General features: G+C 60.9%; 12 protein-coding genes. 7 read left to right on the top strand and 5 right to left on the bottom strand.

Annotation, left to right across the window (positions count from 1 at the left end):
* Positions 1-8 precede the first annotated feature (8 nt).
* From ACVWSC_RS12475 to ACVWSC_RS12465, 3 genes are all read left to right on the top strand, one after another.
* Positions 9-1628: an NADP-dependent glyceraldehyde-3-phosphate dehydrogenase gene (locus ACVWSC_RS12475; protein ID WP_442113936.1), complete on the top strand. Its 1620-nt coding sequence runs from the start codon at positions 9-11 to the stop codon at positions 1626-1628.
* A 108-nt stretch (positions 1629-1736) separates the two neighbouring features.
* On the top strand, positions 1737-2204 hold the full coding sequence (locus tag ACVWSC_RS12470; protein ID WP_442113935.1) for a VOC family protein: 468 nt from the start codon (positions 1737-1739) through the stop codon (positions 2202-2204).
* Between the two features lie 73 nt (positions 2205-2277).
* Positions 2278-3471, top strand: a complete 1194-nt coding sequence (locus tag ACVWSC_RS12465) for a hypothetical protein (RefSeq protein ID WP_442113934.1) — start codon at positions 2278-2280, stop codon at positions 3469-3471.
* Positions 3472-3512: 41 nt separating this feature from the next.
* On the opposite strand, the gene ACVWSC_RS12460 is transcribed toward ACVWSC_RS12465, so the two are convergent.
* The 5 genes from ACVWSC_RS12460 to ACVWSC_RS12440 all read right to left on the bottom strand — a co-directional run bounded on the left by ACVWSC_RS12460 (position 3513) and on the right by ACVWSC_RS12440 (position 11926).
* Entirely contained in the window at positions 3513-4943 is a 1431-nt protein-coding gene (locus tag ACVWSC_RS12460) for a sigma-54-dependent transcriptional regulator (protein WP_442113933.1), read from the bottom strand.
* Positions 4912-6408: a sensor histidine kinase gene (locus ACVWSC_RS12455; RefSeq protein WP_442113932.1), complete on the bottom strand. Its 1497-nt coding sequence runs from the start codon at positions 6406-6408 to the stop codon at positions 4912-4914. The genes ACVWSC_RS12460 and ACVWSC_RS12455 overlap by 32 nt, the downstream gene beginning before the upstream one ends.
* A 108-nt stretch (positions 6409-6516) precedes the next feature.
* Complete coding sequence (locus ACVWSC_RS12450; RefSeq protein ID WP_442113931.1) at positions 6517-7497, bottom strand: SCO family protein; 981 nt, start codon at positions 7495-7497, stop codon at positions 6517-6519.
* 15 nt (positions 7498-7512) lie between these two features.
* On the bottom strand, positions 7513-10296 hold the full coding sequence (locus ACVWSC_RS12445; protein ID WP_442113930.1) for a multicopper oxidase domain-containing protein: 2784 nt from the start codon (positions 10294-10296) through the stop codon (positions 7513-7515).
* Between the two features lie 160 nt (positions 10297-10456).
* Entirely contained in the window at positions 10457-11926 is a 1470-nt protein-coding gene (locus tag ACVWSC_RS12440; RefSeq protein ID WP_442113929.1) for a sensor histidine kinase, read from the bottom strand.
* A 237-nt stretch (positions 11927-12163) separates the two neighbouring features.
* On the opposite strand from ACVWSC_RS12440, the gene ACVWSC_RS12435 reads away from it, so the two are divergent.
* Genes ACVWSC_RS12435 through ACVWSC_RS12420 form a run of 4 tightly spaced genes read left to right on the top strand, consistent with a single transcriptional unit; the run spans position 12164 to position 17730 of the window.
* On the top strand, positions 12164-13510 hold the full coding sequence (locus ACVWSC_RS12435) for a hypothetical protein (RefSeq protein ID WP_442113928.1): 1347 nt from the start codon (positions 12164-12166) through the stop codon (positions 13508-13510).
* 35 nt (positions 13511-13545) lie between these two features.
* Complete coding sequence (locus tag ACVWSC_RS12430) at positions 13546-15777, top strand: Ig-like domain-containing protein (RefSeq protein WP_442113927.1); 2232 nt, start codon at positions 13546-13548, stop codon at positions 15775-15777.
* Between the two features lie 17 nt (positions 15778-15794).
* Positions 15795-16268, top strand: a complete 474-nt coding sequence (locus tag ACVWSC_RS12425; RefSeq protein ID WP_442113926.1) for a curlin — start codon at positions 15795-15797, stop codon at positions 16266-16268.
* 16 nt (positions 16269-16284) lie between these two features.
* Positions 16285-17730 (top strand): curlin, encoded by a 1446-nt coding sequence (locus tag ACVWSC_RS12420; protein ID WP_442113925.1) that lies wholly within the window; start codon positions 16285-16287, stop codon positions 17728-17730.
* The last annotated feature ends 112 nt before the right edge of the window (positions 17731-17842 follow it).

Below are 17842 nucleotides of genomic sequence, written 5' to 3'. Positions count from 1 at the left end.
CTGCGCCCATGGACCGTCTGCTCGATTCGCTGTTTCCCACTGCCAACGAGATCCCCGAGGCCTACCGCCTGGGCGAGCCTCTGGAGCAACGCGAGTACCTGGTGAATGGCCAGTTAGAACGTTGGGACGGGCCACTGGCGACGGTACGCAGCCCGGTCTGGCTCAAAGAGGGCAATGAGGAACGGCAAGTGATCCTCGGCAGTGCACCACTGCTCGATGCCGACACCGCCCTCACCGCCCTCGATGCGGCGGTACACGCCTATGACAAAGGTCGCGGCCTATGGCCAACCATGCGGGTCGCCGAGCGTATCCAGCATGTCGAAACCTTTCTGAAAAAAATGCGTGAACAACGTGAGGCCGTGGTCAAACTGCTGATGTGGGAAATCGGCAAAAACCTCAAAGACTCGGAGAAAGAGTTCGACCGCACCTGCGACTACATCGTCGACACCATCAATGCCCTCAAGGAACTCGACCGGCGCTCCAGCCGCTTCGAGCTCGAGCAGGACACCCTCGGCCAGATCCGCCGCGCACCGCTGGGTGTGGCGTTGTGCATGGGGCCGTACAACTACCCGCTGAACGAAACCTTCACCACCTTGATTCCGGCCCTGATCATGGGCAACACCGTGGTATTCAAACCGGCCAAGTTCGGCGTGCTGTTGATTCGTCCGCTGCTGGAAGCGTTCCGCGACAGTTTTCCGGCCGGGGTGATCAACGTTATCTATGGCCGCGGCCGCGAAACCGTCAGCGCCTTGATGGCCAGCGGCAAGATTGATGTGTTCGCCTTTATCGGTACCAACAAGGCCGCCAGCGACCTGAAAAAACTTCACCCACGGCCACATCGGCTGCGCGCCGCCCTCGGTCTGGACGCCAAAAACCCGGGGATTGTGTTGCCGGAAGTCGATCTGGACAACGCCGTCAGCGAAGCCGTCACCGGTGCCCTGTCGTTCAACGGCCAGCGTTGCACAGCGTTGAAGATTCTGTTCGTCCACGAGCAGGTGGTAGCGGCCTTTCTCGACAAATTCCAGCGCAAGCTGGCCGCGCTCAAACCAGGCATGCCCTGGGAGCCGGGTGTGAGCCTGACGCCACTGCCCGAAGCCGGCAAAATCGACTACCTCAACGGCCTGGTCGCCGACGCGGTGGAAAAAGGCGCGCGGGTGCTCAATGAGGGGGGCGGCAGCAGCCGTGGCTCGTTCTTCTACCCCGCCCTGCTCTACCCGGTCAGCGCGCAGATGCGTGTGTACCAGGAAGAACAGTTCGGCCCTGTGGTGCCGGTGGTGCCCTACCGCGACCTGAGCACCGTCATCGACTATGTGCTGGACTCCGACTTCGGTCAGCAGTTGAGTATTTTTGGCACCAACCCAGCCGAAGTCGGACGCCTGGTCGACACCTTCGCCAACCAGGTCGGGCGTATCAACCTCAACGCCCAATGCCAGCGCGGGCCCGACACCTACCCGTTCAACGGCCGCAAGAACTCCGCCGAAGGCACCTTGTCCGTGCATGACGCATTGCGCGTGTTCTCGATCCGCACCTTGGTGGCCACCAAATTCCAGGAGGCCAACAAGCAGTTGATCAGCGAGATCATCCGCAACCGTGACTCAAGTTTCCTGACCACCGATTACATCTTCTGACTGCCGTCCGTCCAGCGCCGCGGATTTTGATTTGCCGAACCCGCGAAACTGTACAAATATACAGTTTCGCGCCCTCCACTTCGCGGCGCGCTAAGGAGGATCTACAAAATGGCCGTCAAACCAATCCCCGAAGGACAACACAGCATCACCCCTTACCTGGGCATCAAAGATGCCGGTAAGGCCATCGAGTTCTACAAAGCTGCGTTCGGCGCAGTCGAGATGTTCCGACTGGAAGGACCGGATGGCCGTATCGGCCATGCCGAGTTGAAAATCGGTGATTCGTCGCTGATGCTGGCCGACCCGTGCGATATGGAAGGCGGCCTGGTCAGCAGCCAGTCGCTCGGCGGCGCGGCCATCGGCCTGCACCTGTATGTCGAGGATGTCGATGCCCGTTTTGCCCAGGCCATCAAGGCCGGCGCTACCGAACTCAGGGCCGTGGAGAACCAGTTCTACGGTGACCGCAGTGGCACCCTGAAAGACCCGTTCGGCAATCTCTGGTTCATCTCCTCGCACGTCGAGGATGTCTCGGTAGAAGAAATCCGCGCCCGCGCTGCCAAGCTGTTTGCTGGAAGTTGAAAGCGTTAAGCTGCAAGCTGCAAGCACGTGTACAACTGCGCTTGCAGCTTGAAGCTTGCCGCTAAGGACTGCCATGCGAATTATTGAAAAAAATGCCGTGCTGGTGCGCACCCTGACGCCTGCCGAGGATGAACTGCTGAGTGGCTTCGTCCAGGGCACGCTGGCAGGTCCGCGCCTGTTGCAGGCCAATCAGTTGCTGCTGAAGATTCGCGCCGACGGGCATTGGCTGGCCTGCGATTGCCAGCCGCGCGCGTTGCCGGTGCTCAATGTCAATCTCAATGGCAACACCGGCACGCTGTTCTTGAAGAATAACCCCGGCACCGCCGAGCATGCGCCTGACTGCGCCTTCATCAAAGACGAGCGGGAAACTGCCCGCCCGCAAGACACCGACGTTGCGCCAGCCGCCTGGTTGCCTCCCGACACCCCGTTGCGCCTGCTCAGCGACTTTCGCCGCAGCGCTGCAGGCACCACGGGCGAACCGGCTGAAGGTGGCGAGAAACGCGAACAACAGCGCTTGCTGTCATTGCTGCTGACCTGGGTCGAAGCCGGTGGCTTGAACGTCTATGCCACGCACCTGAAGAAAGACCTCAGCGGGCAATTTGCCGAACTGCGCAGTGTCGCCAGCCGTTATCCGTTGATTGAGCGGGTACCTGCCAGCAACTACCTGGAAACCCGCCTGGACATGAAGCACATGATGATGCTCAAGGCACGTCTGCGCGACTCCAGTGCCTTCGGCAACCATCGCCGCTATGGCCTGATGCTCGACTGCGTCAGTCAGTTCAAGGCACGCAAGGTCTACAACGATCGCAGCGATGACGGATTCGATTTCCAGGGCCACCACCTGTTGTGGGGCGGCAGTAAAACCTCCGGGCCATTGCTGGCCCTGGCCATCTATTCACCGGCCAGCGCCGGCAGCCAGTTCTATGAGCTGATTCATGTTGCCAGCGTCCCGGTGTTGTCACGCGGGCATTTTTTCCCGGTGTACCGTGATGAAGAACGTGAGCCGCTAAAGATGCTCATTTCGCTGATCGACTGGATGGCCAGCAAAGGCGTGAAGGTGATCCTGCGCCGCCCGGTGATTGGCGGCCAGGGCACCGATGCGTTGGTGCTCAGCGCCGACCAGGACCGCGTCCTGTCGGTGTCGCTGACGGCACAACCGCTGGGGCCAGAACCTGAAGGCGAAACCTTCAAGCGCTATGCCGACTTCAAAAGCCTGGAAACCTTCCGCAAGTACGTGGCAGGCTTCTTCATGCGCGGCCGTGAGTGATCGCGGCCCCCTCGGCGCATACCGAGGGCGGCCGCAGGCACTTACCACTGACGTTTATCTGGCCGGCTCAGCCCGAGCTTCTCGATGCGGTAACGCAACATGTCACGGCTCAGCCCCAGCAGGCGGGCCGACTTGGTGACGTTCCAATCCGTGCGGTCGAGCATTTTACGCACCATTTCCCGCTCCACCTCAGGCAGGCTGGTAGACGTAGGGACATCCCCGGTGCCATTGATTTCATGGGGCAACACCGCTGTCGGCAGCTCAAAGGGTTCATCGACCAGACTCATGCAGACATTGAGCTGGTGCGGCGCAATTTCTTCGCTCGGCGCAAGCAACACAGTTTGCTCAAGCATGTTGCGCAGCTCGCGCACGTTGCCCGGCCAACTGTAATTGAGCAGCAGTTCCTCGGCCTCGGGGCTGAAATACAAATGCGTTTTACCGTAGCGCTTGCCGTGCAGGGCGAGAAAATGCCGGGCCAGTAACAGGATGTCTTCACCTCGGGCATACAACCTGGGCACCTTGATCGAGATGATGCGCAGACGAAAGAACAAGTCGCGACGAAACTTGCCCTGCTGCACCATTTGCTCGAGGTTGCAGTTGGTCGCGCTGATGATGCGCAAGTCAACCTTGCGCTCCTTGACCGCACCGATGCGGCGAATCGTGCGGTCTTCCAGCAGTTTCAGCAGCTTGGCCTGCAGCAGCAGGTCCATTTCGCCGATCTCGTCGAGAAACAGGGTGCCGCCATCCGCCGCCTCCACCAGCCCGACCCGCCGGTCTTTGGCGTCGGTAAAGGCGCCCTTTTCATGACCGAACAGCTCAGCTTCCAACAGGTTGGCCGGAATCGAAGCGCAGTTGAATTCAATGAACGGCCCCTTGCTGCGAGCACCGTCGTAATGCAGGGCACGTGCCACCAGTTCCTTGCCGGTACCGGTTTCGCCTTCGACCAACACCGGTGGCAGGTCACCACTGGACATGCGCTGCTCAGCATTGAGCAATTGCGTCAGCGTGTGCTTGAGGCCAAGCATGGCTGGCGACTCGCCGATCAGCGATTGGCCACCGAATTTGTGCGCTTCGCGCTCCTGGTAGAACGTCAGCGTGCGCTCCATGCGCTCAGTGGCCAGGGCCTTGTCGAGCATCAGCTTGAGCTCGGCCAGCACCACCGGTTTGGTCAGGTAATGAAAAGCCCCCTCCTTCATCGCCAGTACGGCATCTTCGACGTTGCCATAGCCAGTCATCATGATCACCTTAAGCTCTGGCGCACGCTCCGCTAACGCCTTGATCAGTTCATGACCGCTCATGCCCGGCAACGAGTTGTCGGTCAACACCGCATCGGGTTGACACTGCGACAGTTGCTCCAGCGCTTGTTCGGCACTATGGCAGACGGTGACCTCAAAACCCTTGCGTTCCAGATAAGTCTGAATATTTTCCGCCAGGATTTCATCATCCTCCACCACCAGGATGCTGTGCTCCATGATCCCCTCCCGCTGCAACATTGAAAGTCAGGCTTACGCGGGTTCCTTCCTCTTCGCGGCTGGTCAGGCTGACCGCACCGCCGAAACGCTCCATTATTCGTTTGACCAACACCAGACCGACGCCCAGGCCACCCTGCTTGGTGGTGAAAAAAGGCTTGAAAACCATGCGTTCCTGCTGCTGGCTCATGCCCTTGCCGGTATCGGTCAAGGTTAGCTGGACTTCGTTCTGCTCCTGCAACTCACGCACTTCCAGGGTCAGCCGCCCGCCCCCTGGCATGGCCTCAAGCGCGTTGGAAAACAGGCTATTGAGGATCTGCGTGAGTAACACCGGTTGGCTCACCACCCATACCGAAGGCGGCGCACTGACCTGCAATTGCACCTTGTTGCGCTCGATCTGCTGGGCGTAGGCGCTGCAGGCATCTTCAACCGCTGCGCTGAGGTCAACCGCTTCGGCATCGTCCTTCAATGGCCGCAATGACACCAGTAGCTCACGGACCCAACGCGACATACGGTCAACCTGACTGATGATGTCGCCAATATTTTTCTGCGAGCGTTCGCTGGCAATGTCCTGCGCCAGCTCGGCGCTGGAGCGGATGGTTGCCAGGGGGTTACGCAAACTGTGGGCCACCGCCGAAGACATCTCGCCCAGGGCCACAAAGGTTTCACTGGCCACCAGCTTCGCTTGCTGGGCCTGCAACAGGCTCGCCGCGCGACGCACAATCCAGAACAAGCCAAAGTAGATCAGGGCGCCGCCCAGCAGGGTTGAGGTCCAGATCAGCACATAGCCACGCTGAATACGCCGGATCAGGTCCTGAGGCTCTTTGTACACCTCCACCATCGACAGCACTTTGGTGCCGCTGTCATCGAACATGGGGATGTAGTTCTCGATGAACAGGTACTCGGGCTCGCGTTGAAACTTCTGTTCCTCACGTTCTTCATCGGCTTTGTGGTAGCTGGCTGACACCGGCACTTGCGAGTTGAACGACTCATCGAGGTCGTCGTCACCGACAATCTTCTGGCCAATCAGCAACGGGTTGGTCGACCAGACAATGGTCCGGTCCAGGGCGTAGACGTTGGTCAGCAAGGTGTCTGGCAGGTGCTCGACGTGGTCGAGAAACTCGATACGAGTGGACGCCGCGAGGTCGGCGCTGACCCCCGGGTGCTGTTTGTCCATACGCGGATCCAGCAATTGCGCCATGGTGGTGCCGGGCGGGATTTGCGAATGGCGCACCTCGGCCTTGGCCATCGCCTGGATGAACTGGGCAGTGAGCATGGCATCGCGCTCGACGCTGTCGTTGACCACGAACTGCGTCGAAACATAGCCCAGGCCCACCGCCACCGAGGCAATGATCAACAGACTGACCACCGAAAACCAGCGCAGCAAGTTGAATTCGCGCAAGGTCCGATCCGTTCCAGCTGGGGTGTCGCGGCCCTCATCGGCCTGTTTCGTGTTCAGCACCTGCATCGGGGGTTTCCTGGCGGGCTGTTTTTTATTTAAAACTTATAGCCCAGCCAGGTGCAGGTGTTTCAAATCAATTCTAATGGTTGCTGGCCCACTGATAGTATTTTGCCTCTACTGTGCAGCAGTACCCCCAGCCTGCCCTGCGCGGGCTTGTTCCTGCGCCCCTTGACGCCGGCTTTCCTGCTCGAGGAATTCAATCAAATTGTCAGCATCCTGATGATTCAAACGCAGGTTGGGCATGGCCACGCGGTTGTACTGCTCGTACAGCGCCACGGCCACTGCCTCACGCTCGGCCAGCATGCGATCGGGCTCACGAATCCAGCGGCTGAGCCAGGCCCGCTCGCGGCGTTGGGTGACGCCCAGCAGGTCTGGGCCAACGCTGCGCATACCGGTGCCCTGGCCATCCTCCGGGCCTAGGCTGTGGCAGGCCGCACAACGGGTTCTGAACAACTCCTCACCACTGCTGGGTGGGCGAATCTCCGGGGCCAGGGCATAGCTTTGCTCGCTGCTGGGGGTTTTCCAGTTCTGCAGGCTGTTGGCCAGTTGATCGGCGAGGATCCAGGGGTTTTCAAACGGTGAAGCCTTCATCCAGCGCCCAGTGGCCTGATTGCCGACAATCAGGCTGAGGTTGTGGTCGCGGCTGCGGCCATTGTCGACCCCTTCGATGAACAGCCCCAGACGGCGGCGCAGTTCGTCGATCTGGTCTTTGTCGCCGGTCAGGAAGCGCCAGCCTGGCCCAACCTTGAAGCGTGCCGCGTAGGCCTTGAGCACCTCGGGGGTATCACTGAGCGGGTCAATGCTGATCGAGTAGAAAAACACATCACGCCCCACCCGATCGCCCAACAGTTGCTGGACCTGGCGCAAGCGTGCGGTTTCCAGCGGACAGGAGTCGCCGCAGCCGGTGAAGATGAAGTTGATCACCACCACTTTGTCTTTGATCAGGTCATCAAAAAAGTGCACTTCTTGACCGTCCTGATCGGTCAGTGCGGTGTTGGGAAAATACCCTGCGCCCCAAGGCGTGGCCTCCTGCGCCAGGCCCTGGAGGGCCCAGCACAGCACGACGGTACCAAGCCAGACAGTCAATCGCCGCATGATCACCCCCGTTGGCTATTTGCTTAATTGGACTTGCGGGCCTTTGCCATCACCACTACGCCAGGTCGGCAGCGCAGCGGAGTTGATGTACTTGACGCCATCCCAGCTGGGTAAAGGTGTGGGCATCAACTGCAGTTGGCCGGGGTGGTCAATGTCCCAGCGCAGCAGCATGGAGTTGTCCTCATGCTGGGTGTTGTGACAGTGCTCCATGTAGGTACCGGCAAACTCGCGGAAGTTGATTGCCACCTCGACGTTGTCCAGGCCATCGTTCTCGTTGCCGATACGGTAGACGTCCTTGCGCGCCCATTTTTCCCATTCCGGTGGCGCCTTGCCGCCGCGGCTGAGGATGATGCCCTCCTCAAAGTGCACATGCACCGGGTGACTCCAGCCATTGCCGCCGTTCTGGATCTTCCACACCTCCAGGGTACCGACACCGGCGTAGCCAGCATCCGTTGGCCCGCTGGCCAGTTGCGGCGCGGCGCTGAGTCGGCGTGGGTCCATGTTGTAGCCCAGGCCACCATCGGACTTGATCGTCCACGGCACCTGGTCAGTGCCATCGGAGCGCCCGAAGATAAAGGTCCGGTGCCGGGCCTGAGCCAGGCGCGCCTGATCAGCCGGTGCATCGCGGTGCAGCTTCAGCGGGATCATCACTTTGCCTTCAGCCTTGCCCGGTTTCGCCGGTTCGTAGGCCGCCGGGTCCATGGCCAGGTCCTGGCCACTGTAGGCTTTGACATTGAACTGCAAGACCTTGCCCACCGCCGGGTCGCCCTTGTCCCACTGCGGGCCTTTGCTGGTCTGCTTGATCACCGCCAGGTACTTCTCCGACAACACATCGGCCAGCGGGATGTCCTCTTTCGGGCCTTTGCCGGTGTCGTGCGCCTTGAGGTTGATCAGGAACAGTTTGTCGCCCGGTTTGATGCCGTTTTTCGCAAAGTTGACGATGATGTCGAAGCGTTCGGCAATCCCCTGAGTCGGCAGAATCGCATTGTGGTTCTGCCGGTCACCGTCACCATCGAGGTCCATGCTGCCGTCAAACGGCACCGAGTGCTCCATGATGTTGCCGTCGTTGGCGATCATGTGAAACGGTACCCGCGCATAGGACACGCCGGAACCTTTGGGGCCGGGGAACTCGCCACCCGAGCCTTTGATTTCACGCACCATGGCCAGTTTGAAATAGCGCGACACCGAGCCATTGAGAATCCGCAGGCGGTAGCTGCGCGCGCGCACGTCAAGGAAGGGCTTGTACTGCCAGTTGATCAGCACCTGGTCACCGAGAAAGCCGTCGGTGTTGAACGGGTTGAACCACAACTGGCCGTCCTGGCCCCAGGCCTTGTCGGCGATCAGCAGGTTGACGTCGTAGTCGCGGTTACCCCAGGACAACGCCGACCCACTGGGCAGACGCAGGTTGACGCCGTCTTCAAAGGCTTCATTACCGCGGTCCAGCGCGCTGTAGTAGTTCATCATCGCCGCGTTGCCCTTGTAGACGTTCTGCGCGGTGAAATCGAGCATATGGTCATGGAACCAATGGGTGCTCATGGTTTCGCGCCAGTCGCCACGAATGCGGATACTGCCGTTGTTACAGGTCTTGAGCCCGGGCTCGGCATCGTTGACCCAGAGCTTTTCACCCGGGGTGCAGGGGAACGCTGCACGCGGGTCTTCGGCGCGGGTATTGATGCTGTCGTAACCGGCCAGTTGCAGCGGCCAGCGGTAGTCGTAGTACTGCCCGGGAAAGAAGAAGGCATTGGCGTAACCGTCACTTTCGGCCGGCGAGTGGCCGTTGTGTTCGTGCGTACTGATGGTGTGCAAGCCAAAACCGTGGTTGGCGGCAGGATCGATTGGCAAGGCGTTGTAGTGACGCATCAGCAACGGTTGGCCGTAACGCACCATCAGCAGTTTGGCCGGCAGGGTGCCGTCGAAGGTCCACAACGACTTGTGATCCTGCAACGGCATATTGGGGTGAAAGCGGGTGTCGACCCCCTTGGTCGTGCCCTGGGTATTGGCCTGCCCGGCGGTGTTGTTATACAACCCGCCCGGGCCGAACTCGCCAACGCTGTAATGGTGCATTTGCATGGCGTCACGCAGCCCGCCGTTGATTCGCGCCCCGGCCTGCACGGTCTTGTACGCCGCCTGCGGGTAAAACTCGTTCCAGCGCTGGTGCGACCAGCCTTTTCCCGGCGGCCGCCCTTCGGCCGAGGCGCCGATATGGCGGTTCAGGAACATCTCGATCTGCGTTTGCCAGGGGTTGCGATCGACCACGTTGGCGTACTGACTGGGAAACGGGGTCAGCCCCGGCTCTTTGAGGAAGGCATCGAGCAGTGGCCCGCTGGGGGCACTGCGGGCGATGCTTTGTGGGTCTTGCTGGGGCGCTGGCCCAGTGGTCGGGGCAGGAAACACCTGCAGGCTCGACGGGGTGGTAGGGTCCAGGCGGGTCGGGCCGAACTCTTCGAACAGCAACAGTTGCTGACTGAACGGCTGAGCACCGAACATCGGGCTCGGCGCGCCGTTGGTAGGGTAATTGAATGAGGTCTGCAACGCCGGCGGCCTGGCGTTTTCCTGGCGTGGTGTACTACGGTCGCCCTCAACCTCGTCAGGCAGGTCAAAGGCGCCGACATTGGCTTCCGGCAGGGTCAACAGGTTGTTCAAGGCCGCCGCAGGGTCCGTCGGTACATCGCTGTAGGCCGACGGGTCGCTCGGCTCCGGCGGATCGACATCATCGATCGGGCTGGCGGGTACTTGTGCCGCCAGCAGCACTGTCAAAGCGGTACTCAGGCAAAGGGGGTAATGCAGTCGCTTGTTCATGATCTCTCACCCAGTGTTGGCAGACCGGTAATGTCGATTTGCAATTACCCAGCCAAAACTGTTTCAAGATATGTACATGCTTATTTTCAATGACTTAGCAAAGATTTCTCGGCATATCGTCTAGCAAAAGTGGGGGAACAATCCCCCCACATTCGGGCCTTCAACCCTGTACCGGCTCGCGCGCCACACGAAAGTTCAACTGCACGCAGGTGCCCTTGCCCTCCCGGCTGCTCAGCCGCACGCTGCCACCGAAGCGCTCCATGATGCGCTTGACCAATACCAGCCCTACCCCCAGCCCGCCCTGCTTGGTGGTGTAGAACGGTTTGAACGCCATGCGTTGCTGCTCCTCGCTCATCCCCTTGCCACTGTCGCAAAAGCGCAACGTCAAGTTTTTGCGGTTGCGATGAATCAGTTCGATGCGCAGCGTGCCGCCGTCGTTCATGGCTTCCAGGGCGTTGGCGATCAGGCTGTTGAAGATCTGCCCGAGCAACACTGGCTGGCTCAATACCTGGGCATTACCCAGCGCATCGATCTGTACCTGCACGCCATGGCGTTTGAGCTGCAGCGAGAACGCTTGCACGCTGTCTTGCAGCACGCGATCGAGCTCTACCGCCTGAGCCTCATCATTGAGTGGCCGCAACGACTGCAACAATTGCCGCACCCAGTGCGACATGCGATCGACCTGACTGATGATGTCACCGATGTTCTTCTGCGCCGGCCCCTCTTCGATCTCCTGGGCCAGCTCGGCACTGGAGCGAATGCTGGCCAGCGGGTTGCGCAAGCTGTGCGCCACTGCCGAAGACATCTCGCCCAAAGCAACAAAGGTTTCGTTGTTGATCAGGCGTTTTTGCTGCTGCTGCAAATGGCGATTGGCCCGGTACATCAGCCAGTACAAACCGCCATAGACCAGCGCCGCACCGACCGCGACGGCCAGCCAGATCATCAGCAAACCGCTTTCAATGCGCGTGATCAAATCACGTGGTTCTTTATAGATTTCGACCATGGCGGTGACATTCTCGCCGTCGGCATCAAACAAGGGGATGTAGTTCTCGATAAACAAATGCTCGGGCGGGGTGATGAATTTCTGTTCGGCGCGTGCTTGATCAACATCGTGATAGCTGGCCGACACCCGTACTTTGTTTTCAAAGGCATGATCAAGGTCTTCGTCCGACTCGATCATCCGCCCAACCAGGGCCGGGTTGCTGGACCAGATCACCGTGCGATCCGGGGCATAGATATTGGCCAGCAGCATGTCGGGCAAGTGCGCGATATGGTCGAGGAACTCGCCGCGGGCATCGCGCCGCGCTTGCGGCGAGACGTCCGGAAAACTCTGATCCAGACGCGGGTCCAGCAACTCGCCCATGGTTCGGACATTGGGGATGGAGACGTGGCGTACTTCGGCCGAAGCAATCGACTGGATGAACTGCGCAGTGAGCAGCGCGTCACGCTCGACACTTTCATTGATGACGAAACGGCTGGAGATCAATCCCAGGCCAACGGCCACTGAAAGAATGATCGCCAGGCTGACAAAGGCATACCAACGCAACAAATTGAAGGGACGTTTCACAGGCGCTTCGCTGTTCGAGGCATCGTGCATGAGGGGTGTATCCAGGCGTGATTGCAGGTCCATCGCGAACTCCTGGCCAATGACTTCTTAGGTTATAGCCCAGTTACCTTCAGTTGCCCCGCGCGCAGCCCCCAATCGCCCCCAACCCTGGGGCATCGGCCCCGCCATTTATTACCCTGAAAATCGCCAAATTCTCCTGCAAGCCAGGCCCCATAAGGGTTTCGCCATATTGGTATGGAAGTTGCCGAGCCTTGTGCAGACGACCCAAGCCCCTGGGCCCCACTGCAAGAGGGAACACTCATGCACCGTCCAACGCCCCACCCACTGGCTTTGCTGATTCTGGCAGGCCTGATTCAGGCGCCGGCCCAGGCCGCGTTGTTTGAAGTCGACCCCGGCCCTTACCTGCCGGCCACCGGCGGTTTTGCCGCCTGGTATCAGGACACCCACGGCCGGGTGCTTGACCTGTGTCTGACCAAGGCGGTCAGCTCGCGGGTCGCCGGAGCACCCGGTGCGCCCTCGTACATGTGTGTGCTGAACCCGGCGCCTGGGGTGTTCGATGACACCAAGCCGATCAGCTTCCCCACCAACTACCCCGACGAGACGTTCTGGTTCACTGCCGACGCCGCCATTGTCGATGCGGCGCGTGGCATCGACCTGAGCTACGGCACTGCCATTGAGGCTGCTTTCGCCGCTGAAGACGTCGTAGAAGGCGACCAGGTCAGCTTCGCCCGGGTGCGTATCCGCGTCGATGTGCCAACGGCCGGCACCTACATCGTCACCCACCCCTACGGTGTCGAAGTCTTCGATGTACCGGTGGCAGGTCGCCGCGCAATCAACATGACCCGTGATATCGGTATCGGCGGGCAGAAAAACTACACCGGTGCACTCAAAGGCGATGTCGGCCCGTTCCTGCGTGGCGTAGGTGGCCCGTACACCGAAACCAACCCGCAAACCGGTGCCAGTGAACGCTTCATCGGCGACCCTAACCTCAACGAAGCGGTAACCGGCAGCCCGTTCAACACCAACTTCGTGCGCATCGAAGGGCCAAACGGCCTGGACCTGCGCACCACACTGTTCTCGGTGTCCGGCAAGCTCTCGGAGGTGGTGCGGCCAACCCCGGTAATTGCCCAGCGCAGCACCTATTCGCGCCACAGCGAAGACGGCAATTTGCGCGCCCAGCAAGATGTCTTCGTGCAGGCGCCACCGCCTCCAGGTACTGCAACGCTGATCAGCCAGACCCCGAACCTGAACCTCACCGAAGCCAATACCACCGGTGCCTGGTACGCCCAGTCGGCGCTGAACCCGGCGTTGCCGCTAAACCTGCAAGTGACTGCCGACAACCAACTGGCGATTCCCAGCAGCACGCCGACCACCCTGACCCTGCCGCTGACCGACCTGGTGGTAATCCAGCGCGCCGAGTTCAGCCTGGCGTCCGGCCAACTGACCCTGGTCGCCTCGACCAGTGACGAAACCAGTCCACCAGCGCTGATTGCCAGCACCGGCAACGGCGCGGCCATTGGCACCCTGAGCGGCAATGGCGCGGTCAAGACGCTCACCACCGGGCTCTCGCCAATCCCGCCGGCCACGGTCACGGTGACCAGCGCCAATGGCGGTAGCGACAGCGAAGAAGTGGTGCTCGTGCCATGAACATCATTACGCCACGTCCCGTAGCAGGAGGCAGCATGAATAACTGGCCACGCCTGGCGCTGTGCGCAGCCGGGCTTTCCCTCTCGCTGGCCGGCAGTGCCTGGGCCGGCCTCAAAGCGGTCGATCCCGGCCCTTATACCCTGGCCACCGGGCGTTACCCGATGTGGTACCAGGACCACAATGACCTGTCGATGGAGCTGTGCCAGTCAAGGGCAGCAAGCTCGCGGGTACCGGTTTCGGTACCGCCAGCTTACATGTGCACCCTGCTGCCTGAGCCGGGCGTGTATGACGATGCACTGCCATTGGTGTTCCCGGACAACTGGCCACCAGAGATGTTCTGGTACCTGGCGGAAACCTCGATTCCGGAGGTAGGCAACAGCGGCTATGAACTGGACGTGTATGTCGCCGGTCTGGAAGCGGCGTTCGCCGCCGAAAACCCGGTCGATGGCGACCAGCAAAGTTTCGCCCGTATCCGTATCCGGGTCTCTGTTCCGCAAGCCGGTACTTACGTGATCACCCACCCTTATGGGGTCGAGACCGTTAACGTCACCACCCCGGGGCGGCGCGCGATCAACATCACCCGCGACGTCGGCATCGGAGCACCGGGGGTTTTCAGCGGCCCGCTCAATGGTGCAGTCGGCCCGTTCCTGCGCGGCGTCGGCGGCCCCTACACCGAAATCAACCCGGACACCGGCGCCACTGAAAGCTTCATCGGCGACCCGAACTTGACTGAAGCGGTTATCGGTAGCCCGTTCAACACCAACTTCGTGCGTATCCAGGGCCCGGCCGGGACCATCCAGACCAACCTGTTCACCGTGTCCGGCAAAGTCCTCGACGCACGTAGCCAGGTTGCTGCAGAACTGGAACGTGCCAGCTACCGGCGCACCTCCGCAGGCACTCGGGTAGAAGTGTTCGCCAAGGCACCGAACACTGCCACCCTGTGCTTCCGCGAAACTCTGGCGCTGGTGCCGGGCACACCGCCTTCGCCTTGCCAGTTCAACTTGCTCGCCGATAACAACGGCCTGTTCTTCGCCAACCACCTGAGCAACGCCGCACCGCCTCCGGTGATTGTGGTTACCGCCACCGACCCGACCGGCGTGAACCGCCCCACCGCGCTCTCGCGCAAACTCAGCGACGTGGTCAAGGTCACCACCGCGCGCTACGACTGGGCCAACAAACGCCTGCGCATCGAAGCCAGTTCCAGCGACGAAGTACAGGTCCCAGACCTGGTCGCCCAGGGCTATGGCCGCCTGTCCAAGTCCGGCACCGTGCAAACCCTGACGGTCAATGACCTGACCCAGCCACCCGCTACTGTCACCGTCAAGTCCGCCGCCGGTGGCAGCGACACTGAAGCGGTAGTGATCGTCGGCAATGCCCCGGTCGAAGCGGAAAACCAGGCGCCCGTGACTCAAGCCGACCAGGGCAGCACCAGCTTCGGCGTGCCGCTGACCCTGAACCTGCTGAGCAACGACAGCGACCCGGACAACAACGTACCACTGAGCATCAGCGACCTCACCCAACCCACCACCGGCCAGGGTACCGTCGCCATGAGCGGCAGCACCGCAGTGGTCTACACCCCACCCGCGGTGGTCAACGCGCCAATGACCGCGACCTTCACCTACCGTGCCCAGGACAACAAAGGGATGAAGTCGCAGGTTACGACCGTAACCGTCAACGTCGCGCCAAACCAGGCGCCCGTCGCCAACGCCGACACTGCTGCCACCCTGGGTGTCGCACTGCCGATCAACGTCTTGCTCAACGATACAGACCCCGAAGGCAACACCCCTCTGGCAGTCGCCAGTGTCACCCAGCCGGCACCCGGACGCGGCACCGTGACCACCGATGGCAGTCAGATCACCTACACCCCACCGGCCTCCGTCACGGCGGCGTTCTCAACCACCTTCACCTACATCGCCCGCGACAGCCTCGGCGCCCTGTCGGCACCGGCCACCGTCACCGTACAGGTGTCGCCACGGCCTGCCGCAGAGACCTTCGCGGTCACTGCGGCAACCGTCACGGCGCGCTCCAACAACCGTTACAACTGGGACGTCTCCGGTACCTCGTCGGTGACCACTGGCAACACCATCACCGTACAGGTCACCACCCCGACCGGGCTGGTCACCCTCGGCAGTACCACGGTACCGCTGACTGGGCGCTGGCGCTTGACGGTGAGCAACAGCACCACGGTGATCCCGACCGCAGCACCGTCGGCGACCATCCGCAGTAGCCAGGGCACCGTCCGTACCGTACCGGTAACCGTGCAGTAAACGCAGGAGACATGACCATGGCGCGCCTGACCACCTTGCTGCTCTGCCTGACCCTCATCGGTCAGGCCGCCATGGCCGACGACTTGATGGACAACGCCGACCTCGGCCCCGGTGGCGACCTCGATGAACCGCTGTCCCTGCAACCACTACCCGGCAACACCGGGCAGCAGGCGCAGATCGAACAGAACGGGCAGTCCAACCGCGCCGCCATCGGCCAGGACGGGCAAACCCTGCTCGGCCGCATCGTGCAGTCCGGTGGCTCACAAGAGGCGTACATCCTGCAACAAGGCAACGACCTGATGGCCACCATCAACCAACAAGGCTATGGCAACAGTGCCTCGATTGCTCAGAGCGGCAGCAACAACCGCGCAAACATCGAGCAATACGGCAACAGCAACAACGCCAGCATCGTCCAGACCGGCTCGGGGCTTCAGAGCTCCGTAGTTCAGGCAGGCAATGGCCAGCGTGTGCAAGTCAACCAATACCGTTAAACCTGGAGGCACCACCATGTTCAAGCTCGCTCCCTTAAGCGCCGCCATTGTTCTGTGCCTTGCCGGTCAGGCCATGGCTGACAGCAGCCTGTCGACCCAGAACCAGTCCGGCACCGAGAACATCGCCGAAGTCAAACAGACCGCCGCGCCCCTCAGCAGCACCACGCAAAACCAGGTCGGCACCGGCAACAACCACGCCGCCAAGCAAGAGGGTGGCAACAGTAGAATTGAACAAAGCACCAATGGCGAATACAACGCCGGCTATGCCGAGCAGTTGTACGAATTCGGCAGCCAGATCAACCAACAATCGCAAGGCTCGCTGAACAACACCCATGCCAGCCAGTCGCTGGGTACTGAAAACACCGTGCAACAAACCCAGGAAGGCAGCGGCAACTTTACCTTCGTCTACCAAGACAGCCAGACCGGCAGCCAGGGCACCACCCAGCAATACGGTAACGACAACCGGGCCTTCGTCGAACAGTTCAACGGTGGTAACGCCAACAACGCCCTGAGCGTGCAGACCGGTACCAACAACTACAGCGCTGCCGAACACATCAACCACAACGACGGCCAGATCGGCATCCATCAGAACGGTGACAGCAACTGGGCCTACGGTGACCAACGCGAAGGCCAGGGCGGCATCCTTTCCATCGATCAGAACGGCTCCTCCAACTCCACGGAAATCTGGCAGGACACCCAGGCTGACAGCCGGGCCGCCGTCACCCAGAATGGCCTGACCAACGAAAGCGTCATCGACCAAAGCTTTGGTGAAAACAACAAAGCCAGCATCTTCCAGACCGGTGACGTCAACGCCATCTATGCCGACCAGTACGAATCGACCGGTTCGCTGGCAACCCTCACCCAGTCGGGCTCCGGCAACGTCAGCTTCACCTACCAGACCGGTGACAACCACGTGCTGGAAGTAAGCTCCAGCGGTATCGGCAACAAGGTACTGGCCAGCAACTGGAAAGGCGACAAAGCCGGTGGCCAGTTCGGCAGCAGCCAGGGCGCGGTCATCACCCAGAGCGGCACCGGCAACAGCACCAACCTCACCCAGGAGGGCATGAATCAATTGGCCAACCTGAGCCAGAACGGCGAACGCAACACCGTGGAATTGACCCAGACCACCAACAACAACGAGCTGTACTTTGAACAGAACGGTTCCGACAACCTGCTGATTGCCGATCAACGCGGCACCAGCAACTACGCCACCGGTTCCAGCGCCGGCATGGACAACAGCGTCAAGCTGGACCAGTCCGGCACTGGCAACCAGAGCTCCACCTGGCAACTGTACGGTGACAACAACAGCGCCATCATCAAGCAGACCGATGGTGTCAACGTCGCCTACGTGACCCAGGGTGGCTCGGGCAACCAGGCGTCGGTTGATCAGAGCGGTGCCAGTATGAACGCGACTGTTCAGCAGTTTGGTATGGGCAACCAGGCCACGGTATTGCAGCAGTAACACGGATTTTCCCGACGTTCTCCTTCTCCGCGCTTTTTCCCGCTTGGCCACAGTCACCGATGGGGGTGGCTGTGGTCCTTTTTCTTGGTGTATGGACCGGAGACATCGCTGG

Source organism: Pseudomonas sp. NUPR-002, from assembly GCF_056322725.1.
The sequence above is the reverse complement of the archived record's forward strand: the minus strand, read 5'-3'. Positions and strand labels throughout refer to the sequence as shown.

What these genes read in the sequence shown, in the direction of transcription:
- ACVWSC_RS12475 (WP_442113936.1), top strand. Translation starts at nt 9, where the DNA reads ATGGACCGTCTGCTCGATTCGCTGTTTCCCACTGCCAACGAGATCCCC.
- ACVWSC_RS12470 (WP_442113935.1), top strand. Translation starts at nt 1,737, where the DNA reads ATGGCCGTCAAACCAATCCCCGAAGGACAACACAGCATCACCCCTTAC.
- ACVWSC_RS12465 (WP_442113934.1), top strand. Translation starts at nt 2,278, where the DNA reads ATGCGAATTATTGAAAAAAATGCCGTGCTGGTGCGCACCCTGACGCCT.
- ACVWSC_RS12460 (WP_442113933.1), bottom strand. Translation starts at nt 4,943, where the DNA reads ATGGAGCACAGCATCCTGGTGGTGGAGGATGATGAAATCCTGGCGGAA.
- ACVWSC_RS12455 (WP_442113932.1), bottom strand. Translation starts at nt 6,408, where the DNA reads ATGCAGGTGCTGAACACGAAACAGGCCGATGAGGGCCGCGACACCCCA.
- ACVWSC_RS12450 (WP_442113931.1), bottom strand. Translation starts at nt 7,497, where the DNA reads ATGCGGCGATTGACTGTCTGGCTTGGTACCGTCGTGCTGTGCTGGGCC.
- ACVWSC_RS12445 (WP_442113930.1), bottom strand. Translation starts at nt 10,296, where the DNA reads ATGAACAAGCGACTGCATTACCCCCTTTGCCTGAGTACCGCTTTGACA.
- ACVWSC_RS12440 (WP_442113929.1), bottom strand. Translation starts at nt 11,926, where the DNA reads ATGGACCTGCAATCACGCCTGGATACACCCCTCATGCACGATGCCTCG.
- ACVWSC_RS12435 (WP_442113928.1), top strand. Translation starts at nt 12,164, where the DNA reads ATGCACCGTCCAACGCCCCACCCACTGGCTTTGCTGATTCTGGCAGGC.
- ACVWSC_RS12430 (WP_442113927.1), top strand. Translation starts at nt 13,546, where the DNA reads ATGAATAACTGGCCACGCCTGGCGCTGTGCGCAGCCGGGCTTTCCCTC.
- ACVWSC_RS12425 (WP_442113926.1), top strand. Translation starts at nt 15,795, where the DNA reads ATGGCGCGCCTGACCACCTTGCTGCTCTGCCTGACCCTCATCGGTCAG.
- ACVWSC_RS12420 (WP_442113925.1), top strand. Translation starts at nt 16,285, where the DNA reads ATGTTCAAGCTCGCTCCCTTAAGCGCCGCCATTGTTCTGTGCCTTGCC.